Raw genomic sequence first — 15,950 nt, 5'->3', positions numbered from 1 at the left:
ACGAGTGCGTTCGGCGGACCGCCCGGAGGGAAGGGAGCAGGCACAGGGGGAGAGGGGATCGATGCCGTACGACACGTCGCTCCCGGCACCGGTACTGCGGCTGCTGGGCACCTTCCGCTACGAGGCCCCGGGCGGCGCGGTCGCCGTGGAGGTCCCGGGGCAACGGCTGTTGGCCTTCCTCGCGCTCCACCGGAGCATCAGCCGGGGCGTCCTCGCCGGGACGCTGTGGCCGGATTCCGGCGAGGGACACGCGCAGGGCAGTCTGCGGACCACGCTGTGGCGGCTGCGCCGCGGTGGCCGGCACGTCGTCGACGTCCGGGGCGAGATGCTCTCGCTCCGCGAGGAGGTCACCGTCGACGTGCACGCCTTCCGGCGGACGGCGCTGCGCGTCGTGGACGCCGACGGGGATCCGGGGGAGGACCCGGGGCTGGGCCTGCTGTTCGCGGGGGACCTGCTGCCGGGCTGGGACGAGGAATGGGCCCTCCTCGAACGGGAGCGGCTGCGGCAGCTGCGGCTGCACGCCCTGGAGGCGCTCAGCGCCCGGCTGATCCGCTCCGGCCGGCACGCCCTCGCCCTGGACGCGGCCCTCACCTGCGTGGGCATCGAGCCGTTGCGGGAGAGCGCGCACCGGGCGGTGGTGGCGGTGCACCTGGCCGAACACAACGCGGTGGAGGCGGTCCGCCAGTACGGGGCGTTCCGCCGGCTGGTCCGAGCGGAGCTGGGGGTGGAGCCGTCGGCCCGGTTCAGGGCGATGCTGCCGCCGGGCTCGGCCGCCGGACGCCAGTGCTGAGAGCTTCCGGTCGACAGCTCGCGGTCACCGGGGCAGCATGGTGGGGACGGGCACGTCCGGATTACGCCCGGCGGCCGCGCACCGGCGCGGTGGTCGGAGGGAAGCCCGAGGCACGGAGAGGGCGCACCGCCGTCCCCGGGGCTGCCGCCTGCCCGTCGGCACGCGGCCGCACCCGCTCCCCCTCGACTCCCGCGCGTCCTCCGGGGCCCGAAGATCCGATGCCCGATGGGAGCACCCTCATGTACCGACGCACCCGACGCGCCGCGATCACCTCCCTGCTCGTCTCCTCGTTCGTGTGCGGCAGTGCCGCCGTCCTCGCGCCGGCCGCCGGCGCGGCGGTGCCGACCGCCAGCTGCACGGTCACGCCCAACGCGGACGGGACCGCCGTCACCATCTCCGGCGAGGGGTTCACCGCACCCCGCAAGCTCAACGACGGAGAGAGCACCGAAGACCTGAACGTCGACGCGACCGGGCACTTCCTCCTGAAGCGCTTCCAGAAGAACGTCGACTACACGATCCTCGCCGTCAACGAGGACCAGCCCTTCGTCTTCGTGAACTGCAAGCGCGTCCCCGCGCCCACCTCACCGCAGGCCACCAGCCCGACCCAGCCCGGCTCCCGGCGCGACCGGGCCGCGGGCATCGCGGCCGGCGCGAAGGCGGGCCTCGCGGCGGCAGCCAAGAGCTGCGCCACCCCGCCCATGGCGGACAAGAGCGGCCCGCAGCACAGCGACACCTACTGGAACAGCTGGACCCAGGCCGCCAACAAGGCCTTCCAGAAGGCGTGCCAGGGCCATTAGGCACACCGCGCGCGCCCCGGTCCCCGGGAGCCCTCGAAGGCTCCCGGGGACCGGGGCGTGTCCCTACGTGTCCGGCGTCCGTCAGGCGTGGTCCTGCGGGTACAGCGCCGCGCGCCGGAAGGCGTCGAGACCGGCGGTGGGCTCGGCGTCCCGCCGCTCCCCCGCCGGGATCCCGGCGGCCAGGACGTACAGGGCCGTTTCGGCGATGCCGTCCACGCCGAGGGCGTCTTCCAGTTCGCTGTCGCGGAAGGCCGCGGTCTGGAAGGGGCCGAGGCCCAGCGCGGTGGCGGTGAGGGCGAAGGTCTGGCCGAGGTGGCCGGCGTTCATCAGCATCACCCGGTAGGCGCGGGGCGCCCGGTACTTGCTGCTCATGCGTTCGACGACCGCCGTCACGAAGACCGTGACGGGGGCTTCGGCGACGGCCTCCTGGTCGAAGCTCAGGTGGGCGGCCCGCTCGCGGGTGAAGGCCGGGTCCAGGAGCTCCAGCGAGTGCTCCAGGACGTTGTAGTGGTAGAGCCCGGGCGGGACGCCCTCGACCGCGGAGACGGCCACGTACGCCTCCAGTTCGTGCCGGGATCCGCCGGCGGCGCTGGTGCGCTTCATGAGGGCGCCGAAGTCCTGGCCGTCGAGGAACTCGCTGGGGCCGAACACCATCGCGAGGAGTCCGGACAGCACCGGGAGCGGCAGGTCCACCTGCCGGAAGGCTCGGTGGGTGCGCCGCCCGTAGAGGGTGCGGACGAAACCGGCGTCGACGTCGAGGGGGGCGCGGGGCAGCAGGATGCGGTCCGCGGCGGGGTAGTTCTTGAACAGCGCGGGGCGCTTGCCGGCCCGGAAGTCCTCGTTGACCTCGGGGGATTCGGTGTAGGGGGCGTCCTTGCTGGAGAAGTGCAGCGCGCCGGCCTCCGGCGACCAGGTGTCCCAGTGCTCGGCCAGCCGGTCGTCGCGCTCGCGCTCGTCCTCGGAGACGAGGAAGCCGTAGGCGTGCAGTTCGGCGAGGGCCGCGCGGCAGGAGTCCGGATCGTGGTCGGGGAACATCGTCACGGCCTCGTCGACGGTGGTCCAGTCGGTGAAGGCGGCGAGGAGGTCGGCGGCCATCGGCGCGAGCGAGACTTCGGATCCGCCGAGGTAGTTCTGGATGACGAACGCCCCGTCACGCCAGTAGCAGACGAGGTTGTGCGCGCGGCGCAGCAGCATGGGGGTCTCTCCTTGGTGCCCCGAGCGGGGGCCGGTCGCTCCGGCCCCCGGTCGGGATCATCGGCGGGTCAGCGCTGGTAGTGGACCTTGATGGTGCGGGCCTGGACGGGCTTGGCGGCGAGTTCGACCTTCTTCATGGGATGCTCCTTCTGTTCGTTCCGGCTCCGGGATCCTCTTCCCTTCGCCCTTGATGAATTCAATTCTGCCGGTCTCCCGGAGAGCGGCCAAGTCACGGGATTCCGGGACCGGTTCGCCCGCCCTCCGGTGAATCCGTCATTCGACGTCGTAAAAATCGCGGCCGTCGAGATAGCGGACGGTGGCGAGGTCGCGCAGCACGCTTTCCAGTACCTCGTGGCGCAGTTCGACGAGCAGCGGGTAGGTGAGGTCGTTGACGGTCGGGACGATCTGTTCTCCGGGGTGTACGAATTCCCTTACGCCCATGAAGCTTTCCAGCTTCTTCAGCTCGTCGAGGCCCGTGTATCCCCGGAGGGTTCCCTCCACCGGAGAGATCATGGGCGCGCCGGCGACGAACTGCTCCACCCGGTACCGCTCGCGGCGGCGCTCGTGGAAGCGCTCCGGGCGGACGTAGGCGTCCGCCGTCCAGTTCAGCTGGGACTCGCCGGTCGCGATCCGGGCGTAGTGCGCCGTGCTGCCGCCGCCCATGCGCGCGGCGACCTCGATCACGCACGGGCCGGACGGTGTCATCTTGAGCTGGACGTGGGAGGGTCCGTGGCGGATGTCCAGGGCGTCCAGGACCCGTTCGGCGTAGCGGACGATCTCGTCGAGCCGTTCGCCCTCGTACGGCAGCAGCACCATCCCGTCGCAGAGGTCGAGGACCCCGTTCGCGGTGATGTGCGTCGAGGTCCAGATGTCGCAGACGTGGTGCTCGCCGTCCCGGCTGACCATGTTCAGGGCGTACTCGGGCCCGGCGAGGTACTCCTGTGCGACCACCGTGTCGTTGGGCAGCGAGAAGATGTCGTCCGTGCCGACGAGCCCCTCGTAGGCGCGCACCGCCTGTTCGGGGGTGTCGCAGTAGTTGATGCCGTCGCTGCCCGCGCTGCTGAGCGGTTTCACCACGATCCGGCCGCCCAGTTCCCGGTGCCACTGTTCCAGTTCGGCGGCGTTCGTGACCAGCAGCTGGCGGGCGCCGCGCAGGCCGGCCGCCTTGATCTTCTCGACCATCGCGTACTTGTCGCGCCGGGCGTGGCTGCCCGCCGTCCCGTTGGTCGCCAGGCCCAGCCGTTCGCTGAGCAGGTCGGCGAAGCCGACGCCGAACTCGCTGTCCGGGATGACCGCGACCGGCCGGTAGCGGGCGAGTTCCGCGAGGGTCGCGTCGAGGTCCCCGTGGTGCACCACTTCGGCCGCGAAGCCGGTGGGCACCACCGACGCGTAGAACTTCGGCCGCACCGGGACGCTCTGCACGTGGACGGCGTCGTATCCGCATTCCTTGAACGCGGCGACCAGGCCGCCCGAGCGGCAGGCGGGACTCGCGTCCACGAGCGCGACGTAGCCTTTTACCACCAGATTCCCACCTTTGCTTGTCGTTCATGAGTCGGGGGCGCCGGCCGGGGCCCGGCCGAGCCAGGCGGCCGCGTGCGGCGCGAGCTCGTGCCCGGACGCCGGATCGCTCGCCAGCAGTACGGTGTGCCCCTGCGGCAGGGCCGCCGGGCGGTCGGAGAAGTTCACGAGGCACAGGACGTCGTCCCTGCGGAAGGCCAGCACCTCCTCCCCGGCGGGCACCCAGGCGAAGTCCCCGCTCCGGAAGGCGTCCAGGGAACGGCGCAGGCGCAGGGCCCGGCGGTACAGGCTGAGCGGGGAGGCGGGGTCCGCGTCCTGGGCCGCCACGGTGAGGGCGCCCCAGTGGTCCGGCTGCGGGAGCCAGGTGTCCGCGCCGGCGCCGGCGCCGAATCCGTACGGCCGCTCGCCGCCGGACCACGGCAGGGGCACGCGGCAGCCGTCCCGGCCCGGGTTGACGCCGCCGGAGCGGAAGTGGACCGGATCGCGGCGGGCCTGCGGGGGCAGGTCCTCGACCTCAGGCAGCCCGAGTTCCTCGCCCTGGTAGAGGTAGACGGACCCCGGCAGGGCGAGGGTCAGGAGCGCCGCGGCGCGGGCGCGCCGGGTGCCGAGGGCGAGGTCCGTGGGGACGCCGGCGGTGACCTTCCCGAAGTCGAAGGAGGTGTCGGCCCGGCCGTACCGGGTGACGGTACGGGTGACGTCGTGGTTGCACAGCACCCAGTTCGCCGGGGACCCGGCAAGTGCGCTCGTGGCCAGCGAGGCGTCGACGGTCGCCCGCAGCGCGGCGGCTTCCCAGGCACACTTGAGGAAGGCGAAGTTGAAGGCCGAGTGGAGTTCGTCGTCGCGCAGGTAGCGGGCCAGGCGTTCGCCCTCCCCGGTCCAGATCTCGCCGATGAGGACGCGCTCGTCCGGGTAGGAGCGGGCGATGCGGCGCCAGGACCGGTAGACGCCGTGCAGTTCCTCCCGGTCGACGTACGGGTGCGGCCGCTCGGCCGGGGGGCGGACCAGGTCGGGCAGTTCCGGGTCCTTGGCCAGCAGGTTCGCGGAGTCCACCCGGATCCCGGCCACCCCGCGGTCGAACCAGAACCGCAGGAGGGACTCGAACTCCGCACGGACGGCGGGGTGGTCCCAGTTGAGGTCCGGCTGCTGCGGGGTGAACAGGTGCAGGTACCACTCCCCCGGTCGCCCCGCTGCGTCGGTGGTCCTGGTCCAGGCCGGTCCCCCGAACTCGGAGAGCCAGTTGTTGGGGGGCAGCTCGCCGTGCTCCCCGCGTCCGGGCCGGAAGTGGAACGGCTCGCGCTCGGGGGCGCCCGCGGGGGCGGCGAGCGCGGACCGGAACCACGGGTGTTCGCAGGAGACGTGGTTGGGGACGAGGTCGACGACGATGCGGACGCCCAGGGCGCGGGCCTCGGCGATGAGCAGCTCCGCCTCGGCCAGGGTCCCGAAGGCGGGGTCGATGTCGCGGTGGTCGGCGACGTCGTAGCCGCCGTCGGCGAGCGGCGAGCGGTACCAGGGGGTGATCCACAGGGCGTCGACGCCCAGCCCCGCCAGATGGGGCAGGCGGGCGCGCAGCCCCGCGAGGTCTCCGGTCCCGTCGGCGTTCCCGTCGGCGAAACTGCGCGGGTAGACCTGGTAGACGACGGCGTCGTGCCACCAGTCCCGCGGCGGCGTCCGTCCTTGTGTGGGCACGGCCCACCTCCTTCCCGCACCGGGGCCCGCCGCCCGCCGGGCGGCCCGCCCGGTGCCTCAGAGCGCCTCCCGGACGACGCGCGCGGGGTTCCCCACGGCGACGACGCCGGCCGGCAGGTCCTTGGTGACGACGCTGCCGGCGCCCACGACCGTGTCGGCGCCGATGGTGACGCCGGGCAGCACGATGACGCCCCCGCCGAGCCAGGCGCCGTCGCCGATGACGATCGGTTTCGCGGTTTCCCACATGCCGTGGCGCAGTTCGGCGGAGTGCGGATGGTTGGCGGTGTACAGCTGGCAGCGGGGTCCCATGCGGACGTCGGCGCCGATGGTGATCGGAGCGCAGTCGAGGAGGACCGCGTCGAAGTTGATCCGGGAGCGTTCCCCGATCTCGATGAAGAACCCGAATTCGCACAGGAGCCGGGGCACCACCCGCACCCCGGGTGCCACGGCGCCGAGCAGCTCCCGCAGGATCCGGTCGCGCTCGCCCTGGTCCGCGAGCGCGGTGGCGTTGAACCGGTCCAGGAGGTTCTCGCAGCGCTTGCGGTAGGGGCGCAGGGCGGGGTCGTTGGCCAGGTAGGGCTCTCCCCCCGCCAGGCGGCCCTTGATCTCGTCCAGTTCCACGGCAACCCCCTCGGATCCGGCGGTACGCTCCCTCACTCGCCCGGTGCGGGCTTGATGCCGACCACCATCGATTCGGGGCCGGCGAGGTGGCGGACCCGGGTGTCCCGGAATCCGCATGCGCGCATCCAGGCGGTGCAGTCGGCGCCGGTGTAGTCGAACCCCTCCGGTACCTCCATGTGCATGATGAGGCTGAGGATCAGGCCGATGGCGTTGTCGCGCCGCTCGTCGTCGATCAGGGTCTCGTAGACGAGGACGGCGCCGCCGGGGGGCAGGGCCTCGTACGCCTTGCGCAGCAGGAGCCTCTTGGTCTCCAGGTCCCAGTTGTGCAGGACGTGGCCGAACACGATCACGTCGGCCCGGGGCAGGTCGTCCCGGAAGAAGTCCCCCTCCGCGAAGAACTGGCGTTCCGTCAGTCCGTGCGCCCCGGTGTAGGCGAGGAAGCCCTCCCGGGTGGGCGGCAGGTCGAACCCGGTGGCGGTGAGGTGGGGGTGGCGGAGCAGGACGCGGGTGGACAGTGCCCCCTCGGCGCAGCCGATGTCGGCGAGCGAGCGGTAGTCCTGCCAGGGGAACTCCTCGGCGATCGCCTGCGCCGAGTCGATGCTCAGTGCCGTCATGTCGCGCTGGAAGGAGCGGACGGAGCCGGTGGTCCGGTAGACCGCCTCGTAGTAGTCCCGGCCGGTGTGGGCGCCGCCCAGGGCCACGCCCGAGCGCAGGACCCGGGTGAGGTCGTCGGCCAGGCCGGTGCTCCGGTCGACGAAGCCGCCGCCGAGGTAGGCCTCGCTCCTGGCGGGGTCCAGGTAGGCGCCGGAAGCCGGGGAGTTGGAGTAGTGAGCGCCGTGGCGCTCCAGGAGTCCGAGGGCCACGAGCGCGTCGAAGAAGTCCGGCGCGACGCGTTTGTGGACCCCGGTGCGCGCGGCCAGTTCACCGGTTTCGAGGGGGCCGGCGGCGAGTTCGCCGAACACGCCCGTTTCGAGGGCGCTCAGCAGGGTCTTCGTCTTCCAGTGCGCCCACATGAGGTCGACCACCGGTTGTGCGGACGTCATGAACGGCACCTCCCTCGCTCGTGACTCGGTACGGACCGTCGGGGGCCGGTGGTGTGCCGCCGGCCCCCGATCGGTGTTTTCGTGGGGTGGATCAGCCCTGGCGGTGGATCTTGATGGTGCGGGTCTGGACGGGCTTCGCGGCGAGCTCGATCTTCTTCATGGTGTGCTCCTTTTTCCATGGGGATGAGGGTCGTTCTATCGGTCTGCGGTTCCCGGTGTTTCCTTTTCCGTTCCCCGCTGACAGGTATTACTTTGCCGGGTTCGCTTCACGCGGCCAAGTCACGGGATTCCGGGACCGTCGAGGAGATCGGCGCGGGTGTCTGCGCCGCGCACATCGCGAGGAATGCCATCTGAACGCGCGTGGTGGCGCCCGTCTTTCCCCGGATGCGGCGCAGATAGGTGTCTACGGTATGGACGCTGAGTCCCATGCGGCGGGCTATTTTGCAATAGGTGTCGCCTTCGGCCAGATGCACGAGGACCTCGCGCTCGCGCCGGGACAGGAGGGAAACGGTTTCCTGAACGTTCTCGATCATCACGGGTCCTCAGAATGTCTTGTCGCGCGGAAAGGTGGCCGGCCCGGTGAAGTGCAGGGCCGACAGGTCGGGCAGGATCCGGTCGGCCGCCCCGTGGTCCAGGCCGCGGGTCAGTGCGGTGGGCACCGCCACGACCGTCATGCCGGCCGCACGTGCGGCCGCGACGCCGGTGAGGGAGTCCTCCACGGCCAGGCAGCGGCCGGGATCGGCCCCGAGGGCCGCCGCGGCCGTCAGGTACGCCTCGGGATCCGGTTTGCGCCGGGTGACGTCGTCGCCGGTGACGACGGCGTCGAAGTGGCGGCCGAGGCCGTAGTGGCGCAGCCACCGGCGCACCCAGTCGCCGTCGGAGGAGGAGGCGACGGCCAGGCGCAGCCCGGCGGCGCGGGCCCGTTCCAGTGCCTCCGGCACGCCGGGGAGCAGACGGACCAGGTCGGGCGTCATGTGGACCTCCCACAGCTGCCCGAGCCTTTGCCGCAGCGCGGCGTCGTCCGGCGCCGCCGCCCCGCACAGGCCGCGCAGCAGCGCGAACAGCGCCGGGTAGCCCTCGGGGCGGCCGCAGACCTCGCGGGCCCAGAACTCCCGGTGCAGCCGCTGCCCGTACTCGGCGAACAGGGCGCCGCAGGCGAGGAAGTCGGGGCGGACGGAGTCCACCAGGGTGCCGTCGAGGTCGAAGATCACGGCGTCGTGGGGGGTCCGGCCGGGAGCGGGGGCGGCGGCGGGGCCGCCGCCCGGACGTCTCGCGGTGGGGTCGGGGCCGTCTGCGGCCGGTCCGGTGGGTCGCACGGGCAATCCACTGCCTTTCGGGGAGGACGGGGTCACCGGCGGCGCAGCCGGATCGTGACGGGCCGGTGGTCGGAGGCGGGCGGGCGGCCGGCGCCCCGGTCGGGCCACGGGTCGGGCGCGCCGTAGGCGAGCAGGCCGGGGACGAGGGAGGGGGACAGCAGGAACAGGTCGATGCGGCGCTGGGCCTCCTGCCCTGGCCCCGACGTGCCGAAGGTGGGTGAACGCAGGCCCAGGTGGGCGCCGGCGTCCACGAGGAGGGGGTCGGACGGGTCCCCCAGCAGCCGGGCCACGGGGGTGCGGTCGGCCCGGTCGGTCCCGTCGAGGAGGTGGTCGGCCCTGCGGTGGCGCGGTACCCGGCTCCAGTCCGGCTCGGGGTCGCCGGGCGGCAGGCTGTTGGCGTCCATGCCCGCCACCAGCGGCGGCAGGGCGGGGTCGGCGTGGTGGCGCAGGTGGTCCGACTCGATCCGCCGCCCGGTCGGGCTGAACGGGTCGAGGTGCGCCACCAGGAACCGCAGGGGTGTCGTCCAGCCCGGCAGGGCCAGGGTCGCCAGGCCGTGGCCGTGCCAGTGGGTCAGTTCGGGCGCGGGCCGTTGCGTGCCCAGCCGTTCGATGTCCCGCTGCCAGAAGACGGCCTGGTGGCAGCCGGTCTTCGCGAGGAACAGCTCGCCGTCCATGCCGAAGGCGGCCTTGGCGTCCTCGAAGAGCGCCCCGTCGTCGCGGTGCCAGCCCCAGCCCTCCGTGGTGAGCAGGACGCGCGGCCGGAGCGCGGCGACCAGCTCGCACTGGGCCAGCCAGCGTTCGTGACGGCCCGCGAGGCGCTCGATGCCCGCCTCGTAGAGGTTCCAGAACATGACCAGGTCGCTGTCGGCCTCGGTGTCGGCGCTCACCGCCGGTCCGCCAGGGCACGGGGGCTCCACCGGGCTCCGGTGAAGACCGCCGTGCAGGAGTCGGAGAAGGGCGCCTGCGCGAACAGGGCGAGCCGTACGTCCGCGTCCGCGGGGCCGAGGAAGGTACGGACGAAGTGCCAGGGCCCGTCCGGGTCCTCGCGGCAGAACACCGCGTGGCGCCCGCCCTCGCGGGTCACCAGCAGCTCGGCGCGCGGGCCGGCCAGGGCCGGTCCCGCCGCCTCGTCGGACAGCGGGCGGGAGACGACGGTCACCACGGCCCAGCCGCCCGCCCGGGTCCGCTCCACGCAGACCTTGAACCAGCCGTCGGCCCCGTGGACGAGGATGCCTCCCGCGTCGCCGAAGGCCCCGCCCCGGACGGCGACCCGGGTGCGGACGGTGTGGTCGCCGGCCAGCGTCCGGCCCAGCAGGGGGACGCCGGAGGCCTCGTGGAAGCCCGGCATCGCGAAGAGGTCGGCGCCCCGGTCGGCGCGGATCTCCAGGGTGGCCGCGTCACGGACCGGCACGGCGCCGGGGCCCGAGAACGTCCAGCCGGTGTCGTCGAAGGCGAGGGCGTGTCCCCGGGGCGGGCTCGCGCTCGGAGCGGTCACCGCGGCGGTCAGGGCCGCGGTGACGCCGTCGGGGGCGGGGGTTCTCGCCGCGGCGGCGGGGGCGGTCACGGGGCCGACATCCCGCCGTCGACGCTGATGGCCTGGCCGGTCACGCGGGGCGCCGACGCCAGGTACAGGACCAGCCCGGCGATGTCCTCGGGCGTCTGGAACTCCCGCTGCGGGACCATCGCCCGCATGCGCTCCCAGCACTCGTCCTCGCTCTCGCCGGGGCGGACGAACTCCGAGAGGAGGTAGCGCCACATGTTGGACCGGACGATGCCCGGACAGACGGCGTTGACGCGGATGTTCTCCTTGGCGACCTCCTGGGCGAGGGCGGCGGTGAAGCCGATCACCCCGAACTTGGCAGCGCAGTAGTGCGCCACCTTGGAGAAGCCCGAACGTCCCGAGACCGAGGAGAAGTTGATGATGGAGCCGCCGCCGGAGGCGCGCAGCAGGGGCAGGGCGGCCCGGGAGGAGAGGAAGACTCCGTCGAGGTTGCCGGACACCACGTGCCGGAACTCGGCGAGTTCCATGGTCTCGACCGGGCTGACGTGGGTGACGCCGAAGGCGTTGACGACCGTGTCGAGACGGCCCTCCCGGTCGGCGATCCCCGCGTAGAGCCGGTCCACGGCCTCCTCGTCGGTCGCGTCGACCTCGGCGGCGGTCACGGCCAGGCCCTCGGCGGCGAGCCGGTCGGCCAGCGCGCGGGCCTCGGTGTAACCGGTGACGGCGGTCGAGCGGTAGTGGTTGAACGAGGACGGCAGCCGGTCGGTGTCGGCGGCGACCACCCGGGCGCCCTGGCGGGCGAAGGCCTCGGCCACGGCGGCGCCGATGCCGCGGCCGCCGCCGATGACGAGCGCCACCTGTCCGGTGGGGGCCGGTGCGCGGTCCGTTGTCATGGGGTGACTCCTGTCGGGACGGCGCCCGCCGGGGCGGGCGCGAGGGTGTAGGTCAGCGGGGGCAGGACCAGCGCGTCCAGCAGGCGCGGGAAGGCCCGGTAGTCGGCGAGGTTGCGCTCGGGCGCGGCGACGATGCGGCGCAGGGCCGGGTCGTCGTGGCCGGTGCGCGCGGCGAGGGCGTCGAGGGCGGCGTGGACGGCGTCGTCCCGGCGTTCGAAGAAGTCCCGGAAGAGGGCGGTGGCCGCCGCCGCGTCCGGGGCCGCGCCCGTACGGGGTGCGACGCGCACGGCGCCGGGCAGGATCCGGTCGTGGCCGTCCGGAGCCGGGACCGGCTCTCCGGCGAGGGCCCGCAGGAAGGACGCGTCGGTGTACGGGGCCTCGCCGGGCAGGGCCGCCGGCGCGATGTCGCGCGTGAGCAGTTTCCGTGTCAGGACGTCCTCGTCGACCCGGCCGAGCGGTCCCACGCGGCCCATGTCGAAGGTGCCGTGGACGTCGAGGGTGGTCGGGACGAGGTTGCGGGCGGGGAGCAGTTCGACGGCGGGGCCGACGTCCGCGGCCAGCACGGGCACCCCGTGGGCCAGGGCCTCCAGGACCACCCTGCCGAGGGTCTCCCGTGAGGCGGTGCTCGGGAAGAGCAGGACGTCGATCCCGTCGAAGAAGGCGGGGAGCTCCTCCTGGGGGCGGATTCCCTCCATGCGCACGGCTTCCGGGGGGATCCCGGCCCGGCCCAGCGCGGCGTGCACGGCGGCGGTCTCCCAGCGGGCGTCGTTGGGCTTGCCCGCGCAGACCAGGGTGACGGCGCCGTCCGAGGCGCGGTGGCACCGGGCGAACACCGACACGACCTGGTCGAAGTTCTTGGCGAGCGAGAGCGCTCCCAGATAGCCGATGCGCAGAGGTGCCCCGGCGGGCGGGAGGGGCCGCGGTTCCCGTCGGGGCAGCCGGTCCAGCATGGGGTAGGCCACGGCGGATCCGGCGTCGGTCACGGACGGGAAGTTCGCGCGGAACAGCCGGCGCGTGTACTCGGTCGGGAACAGGGCCAGGTCACCGGGCCGCACCAGCGGGGCGCACAGCTCCTCCTGGGCCCAGTAGCCCGACCAGAGGGCGGTGTGGGCCTCGCGGACGATCCGGAAGCGGCCTGCGCGCAGCGCGCGCCAGTGGTGGTAGAGGAAGGCGTACGGGCCCGAGCCGGCGTACACCACGTCGTCCTCGCCCAGTCGGGCGACGCAGTCGGGGCCCCCGGTCAGGTCGTGCAGGGTGACGGAGCCGCGCCGGGCGAGGAGGCGGGACATCTCGCGGTGCATGAGGATCGCGCCGTCGACGATGCCGTCGGCTCGCGGCGCCCGGTAGTCATGCGTATGCAGGCGCATGGCCGGACCCCTCCCGGTTCTCCAGCAGCCGGGCGAGCCGTTCGCGCAGCAGTCCGGGGCTCATGCCGTGCAGGGGCAGCTGGTGCCTGTGCACGCGGGTGGCGATGTCCCGGCGGACGGCGTGCACTTCGACGGGCAGCAGGTGCCGGGCGCGCAGGCGCTCCCCGAAGCCGCTGCCGGCTCCGTTGTACTCGACGCTCAGGATGCGGCGCGAGCGTGCGAGGACGTCCAGTACGGCGGGGTCGAGCCGGGGGTCGAGCGCGGCGCAGTGCAGGTGGGGCAGGCCCACGTCCCGGTTGGCGGCCTCCACGAGGACGCCCGCGTAGCCGAAGGTGACGACGGTGGCGTCGATGGTGGCGGGTCCGTCGCCGGGCCGGGTGAGCCAGACGCCGCCGTCGATGTCGGCCGAGCAGTCCCGGGACGGCGGCTCGAACGCGGCGTCGATCATGCTGACGACGTGGGTGGTGGCCGGGTCCCGGGCGAGCCGGTCCAGGCAGGCCTGGAACTCGCCGGCGGTGACCGGCTCGTAGACGCGGGTGTGCAGCAGCAGCCCGAGGAGGTTGGTCGCGTTGTGGGCGCCGCCCCACGCGCCCCAGCTGCGTCCGGCCAGGACGAGGAGGTTGCGGACACTGGTGGTGGCCTCGGTGAGCATGCTCAGCGAGTCCATGTAGTACATGGCGTCGGTGGCGACGACCTTGGTGAGGTGGTCGGGCAGGGAGAGGGTCATCCCGACGGTCAGGGTCTCGGCGAGACCGGTGTTGGTGTACGGCACGTGTCCGGCCAGTCCGAACCGGGCGGCCATGTCGGGTGTGAACACGGCCAGTTCGCGCCCGGTGCGCTCGCGGTGGGCGCCCAGCATCCGCCCGGCGGTCGAGGCGAAGGACACGGGCCGGCCGGGGGCCGGGCGGGCCGCGCCCGCGTCCGCCGGTTTGAAGCTGTGGTCCCCCTTGCGGGTGCGGCACACGAGCGCGGCCGCTCCGGGGCGGGCGAGGAGCTCGCCGAGGGCCGCCTCCACGGCCCCGTCGTCGCAGCCGTCCACCTCCACGAGGGTCCCCAGATAGGCGGCCAGGTAGGCGGTGTTGAGCGGCCTGGCCAGTGGTTCGATGCCCTTGCCGTTGGCGTCGACGACGAGGAGCAGGTTCGTCAGTCCCGCGTCGTGCGCGAAGCGCAGTGCCTCGAAGGCGGCCCCCTCGTGGAGTTCGCCGTCCCCGGCGAGGCAGACGACCTTGCGGTCGGAGCCGCCGCGCGCGAGCTCCCAGGCGAGACTGACCGCCTGCGCCACACCGACGCCGAGGCTGTAGCGCATGGTGGCGCGGAAGCCCAGGTCGCGGTGGACGACGCCGGTGAGGCCGCCCTGGTGGAGGGTGGCCAGGGGGGCGAAGGGCAGGGTTCCGCGTACGTAGTGTTCGGCGTAGAAGGCCGGGGCGATGTGGCCGCGGCCGACGACGAGTTCGGCCGGACCGTCGCCGGTGCCGTCCGCGCCGCTGTCCGCGCCGCTGACCGCGCTGCCGCCGTCGTCGACGAGGCCGTGGGCGAAGCAGGCGCGGACCAGGGCCAGTGAGGACAGGTTGCTCTGGAGGTTGCCGGAGCCCGCGATCTCGTGCATCCGCAGCAGGACCTCGGCACTGTCCGTGTAGAGGCGTCGGGGCACCCGTGCGGCGACCTCGCGCAGATCGTCCAGGAGCCTGCCGCCGTCGCGGCCCCGGCGCTCCATCTCGCGTAACTCCTGCTCGACGACCTGCCGTTCGGCGGGCGTGAGGCGGGGCAGTGCCTCGTGGGCGGGGGCGGCGAACGCCGCGTGGAGGTCGTTCACCGGCCGGCTCCGCGGACCTCGTCGAGCGCCTCGCCCAGGATCCCCAGGATCTCGTCGACCTCCGCCGGGGTGGTGACGAACGCGGGGGCGAGGACCACCCAGTCGTCCTGCCCCCGGATGATCAGGCCGCGGCGCAGACAGGCCGAGGCCACCCGCTCGCCGAGGCGTTCGGCGCCCTCGGCGGCGGCGCCGGTGAGCTTGACCCCGTAGAGGAGGCCGACGGCGCGCAGGGTGGCTCCGTGGGCCTCGGCGAGGGCGCGGAGCCGGGGCTCGGTGTACGCGGCCAGCTCGGCGATCCGCTCCTGGTAGCCGCCCTCGCGGAACAGGGTGACGGCGGCGAGTCCGGCGGCGGCGGCCAGCGGATTGGCGGCGTAGGTGTGGGAGGGGGCGAAGGACACCGGCCCGCCGGTCTCGCCGAGCGCCTCGGCGACGTGCCCGGCCATCAGGACGGCGGCCAGGGGCGCGTACCCGCCGGAGATGCCCTTGCCGACGCAGAGGATGTCGGGGGTCACCCCGAAGGTCTGGGCGGCGAAGGGCGCTCCGGTGCGGCCGAATCCGGTGACGATCTCGTCGAAGACGAGCAGGACGTCGTGGCGGTCGCAGACCTCGCGGACCCGGGCGAGGTAGTCGTCCGGCGCGATGGCCATGCCGCGCAGGTGGATGACGGGTTCCATGACGATCGCCGCCACCGAGTCGGGCCCCTCGGCCTCGATGGTCCGCTCGATCATGGACGCGGCGAGGGCCCCCGACTTCTCCGGCGGGACGTCCCAGAAGGACTCCAGGCAGTCCGGCGGCCACACGTGCACGATGCCCGGGAGGCCGGGACCGAACCGGGTGACGTCGGGCCGTCCGGTGAGGGAGAGGGAGCCGAAGGTGGCCCCGTGGTAGCCGTGGTAGTAGCTGAGGACCTTCACCTTGCCGGGGTTGCCGCGGGCGCGGTGGTGGAGCCTGGCGAGGCGCATCGCGGCCTCCACGGCCTCCGATCCGCCGTTGACGAGCTTGGCGGCCGTGATGCCGGGGGGCGCCAGGTCGACGAGGGCCCGCGCCAGTTCCAGGGCGGCGCGGTTGGTGCCGTGCAGGGGCGGGTTGAAGGGCAGGGTCCGCAACTGCCGGGTCACGGCGCCGACGATGGGCTCGCAGTCGTAGCCGAAGCAGGTCACGAAGACGCCGGAGAGCGCGTCGAGGTAGCTGCGGCCGGCCGCGTCGGAGAGACGGATGCCCTTGGCGGACTCGAAGAGCAGGGACTCCGACGAGTGCGGCACCTCGAAGCAGAAGGCCGACAGGTCGTCGGGCCAGGAGGAAGCGGGGTCCGATGGTGTGGTGGTGGTCGTCATGTACGGCTCCTTCGGGTGAGGGGACGGGGGTGCGCGGGCACGCCGGGGCGGCCCGGCGGGGGGCGGCGGTGGGTACG

General features: G+C 73.4%; 16 protein-coding genes. 2 read left to right on the top strand and 14 right to left on the bottom strand.

Features of this window, described 5'->3' with window-relative positions; genetic code table 11:
- The first annotated feature begins 61 nt into the window (after nucleotides 1-61).
- Complete coding sequence (locus ACEPPI_RS21230; protein ID WP_373916824.1) at nucleotides 62-790, top strand: BTAD domain-containing putative transcriptional regulator; 729 nt, start codon at nucleotides 62-64, stop codon at nucleotides 788-790.
- Nucleotides 791-1,029: 239 nt separating this feature from the next.
- Nucleotides 1,030-1,587, top strand: a complete 558-nt coding sequence (locus ACEPPI_RS21225) for a hypothetical protein (protein ID WP_373916823.1) — start codon at nucleotides 1,030-1,032, stop codon at nucleotides 1,585-1,587.
- 81 nt (nucleotides 1,588-1,668) lie between these two features.
- On the opposite strand, the gene ACEPPI_RS21220 is transcribed toward ACEPPI_RS21225, so the two are convergent.
- The 14 genes from ACEPPI_RS21220 to ACEPPI_RS21155 all read right to left on the bottom strand — a co-directional run bounded on the left by ACEPPI_RS21220 (nucleotide 1,669) and on the right by ACEPPI_RS21155 (nucleotide 15,873).
- Nucleotides 1,669-2,781: a SagB family peptide dehydrogenase gene (locus ACEPPI_RS21220; RefSeq protein WP_373916822.1), complete on the bottom strand. Its 1,113-nt coding sequence runs from the start codon at nucleotides 2,779-2,781 to the stop codon at nucleotides 1,669-1,671.
- Between the two features lie 68 nt (nucleotides 2,782-2,849).
- Nucleotides 2,850-2,981, bottom strand: coding sequence for a hypothetical protein (locus tag ACEPPI_RS21215; RefSeq protein ID WP_373916821.1), 132 nt, complete (start codon nucleotides 2,979-2,981; stop codon nucleotides 2,850-2,852).
- Nucleotides 2,982-3,054: 73 nt separating this feature from the next.
- Entirely contained in the window at nucleotides 3,055-4,302 is a 1,248-nt protein-coding gene (locus tag ACEPPI_RS21210; protein WP_373916820.1) for an ATP-grasp domain-containing protein, read from the bottom strand.
- A 24-nt stretch (nucleotides 4,303-4,326) separates the two neighbouring features.
- A complete protein-coding gene (locus tag ACEPPI_RS21205; protein WP_373916819.1) occupies nucleotides 4,327-5,985 on the bottom strand; it encodes an alpha-amylase family glycosyl hydrolase in 1,659 nt (552 codons plus the stop codon).
- Nucleotides 5,986-6,042: 57 nt separating this feature from the next.
- Nucleotides 6,043-6,600: a sugar O-acetyltransferase gene (locus tag ACEPPI_RS21200; protein WP_373916838.1), complete on the bottom strand. Its 558-nt coding sequence runs from the start codon at nucleotides 6,598-6,600 to the stop codon at nucleotides 6,043-6,045.
- A 38-nt stretch (nucleotides 6,601-6,638) separates the two neighbouring features.
- Nucleotides 6,639-7,649 carry a methyltransferase gene (locus ACEPPI_RS21195; RefSeq protein ID WP_373916818.1) on the bottom strand — a complete coding sequence of 337 codons (1,011 nt, stop codon included), beginning with the start codon at nucleotides 7,647-7,649 and terminating at the stop codon, nucleotides 6,639-6,641.
- A gap of 266 nt (nucleotides 7,650-7,915) precedes the next feature.
- Entirely contained in the window at nucleotides 7,916-8,182 is a 267-nt protein-coding gene (locus tag ACEPPI_RS21190; RefSeq protein WP_373916817.1) for a response regulator transcription factor, read from the bottom strand.
- 9 nt (nucleotides 8,183-8,191) lie between these two features.
- Nucleotides 8,192-8,965 carry an HAD family hydrolase gene (locus tag ACEPPI_RS21185; protein WP_373916816.1) on the bottom strand — a complete coding sequence of 258 codons (774 nt, stop codon included), beginning with the start codon at nucleotides 8,963-8,965 and terminating at the stop codon, nucleotides 8,192-8,194.
- Nucleotides 8,966-8,997: 32 nt separating this feature from the next.
- Nucleotides 8,998-9,852, bottom strand: coding sequence for an endonuclease/exonuclease/phosphatase family protein (locus ACEPPI_RS21180; protein WP_373916815.1), 855 nt, complete (start codon nucleotides 9,850-9,852; stop codon nucleotides 8,998-9,000).
- Nucleotides 9,849-10,529: a DUF1349 domain-containing protein gene (locus ACEPPI_RS21175; RefSeq protein ID WP_373916814.1), complete on the bottom strand. Its 681-nt coding sequence runs from the start codon at nucleotides 10,527-10,529 to the stop codon at nucleotides 9,849-9,851. The genes ACEPPI_RS21180 and ACEPPI_RS21175 overlap by 4 nt, the downstream gene beginning before the upstream one ends.
- Nucleotides 10,526-11,359 (bottom strand): SDR family NAD(P)-dependent oxidoreductase, encoded by an 834-nt coding sequence (locus tag ACEPPI_RS21170; protein WP_373916813.1) that lies wholly within the window; start codon nucleotides 11,357-11,359, stop codon nucleotides 10,526-10,528. Before ACEPPI_RS21170 ends, ACEPPI_RS21175 begins: the two co-directional genes overlap by 4 nt.
- A complete protein-coding gene (locus ACEPPI_RS21165) occupies nucleotides 11,356-12,726 on the bottom strand; it encodes a glycosyltransferase (RefSeq protein WP_373916812.1) in 1,371 nt (456 codons plus the stop codon). Before ACEPPI_RS21165 ends, ACEPPI_RS21170 begins: the two co-directional genes overlap by 4 nt.
- Nucleotides 12,707-14,539, bottom strand: a complete 1,833-nt coding sequence (locus ACEPPI_RS21160; RefSeq protein WP_373916811.1) for a 1-deoxy-D-xylulose-5-phosphate synthase N-terminal domain-containing protein — start codon at nucleotides 14,537-14,539, stop codon at nucleotides 12,707-12,709. Before ACEPPI_RS21160 ends, ACEPPI_RS21165 begins: the two co-directional genes overlap by 20 nt.
- A complete protein-coding gene (locus tag ACEPPI_RS21155; RefSeq protein WP_373916810.1) occupies nucleotides 14,536-15,873 on the bottom strand; it encodes an aspartate aminotransferase family protein in 1,338 nt (445 codons plus the stop codon). The genes ACEPPI_RS21160 and ACEPPI_RS21155 overlap by 4 nt, the downstream gene beginning before the upstream one ends.
- Nucleotides 15,874-15,950: the final 77 nt, after the last annotated feature.

This window comes from Streptomyces sp. AB3(2024), assembly GCF_041862025.1.
Classification (GTDB): domain Bacteria; phylum Actinomycetota; class Actinomycetes; order Streptomycetales; family Streptomycetaceae; genus Streptomyces.
This window is presented reverse-complemented; position numbering and strand designations above follow the sequence as displayed.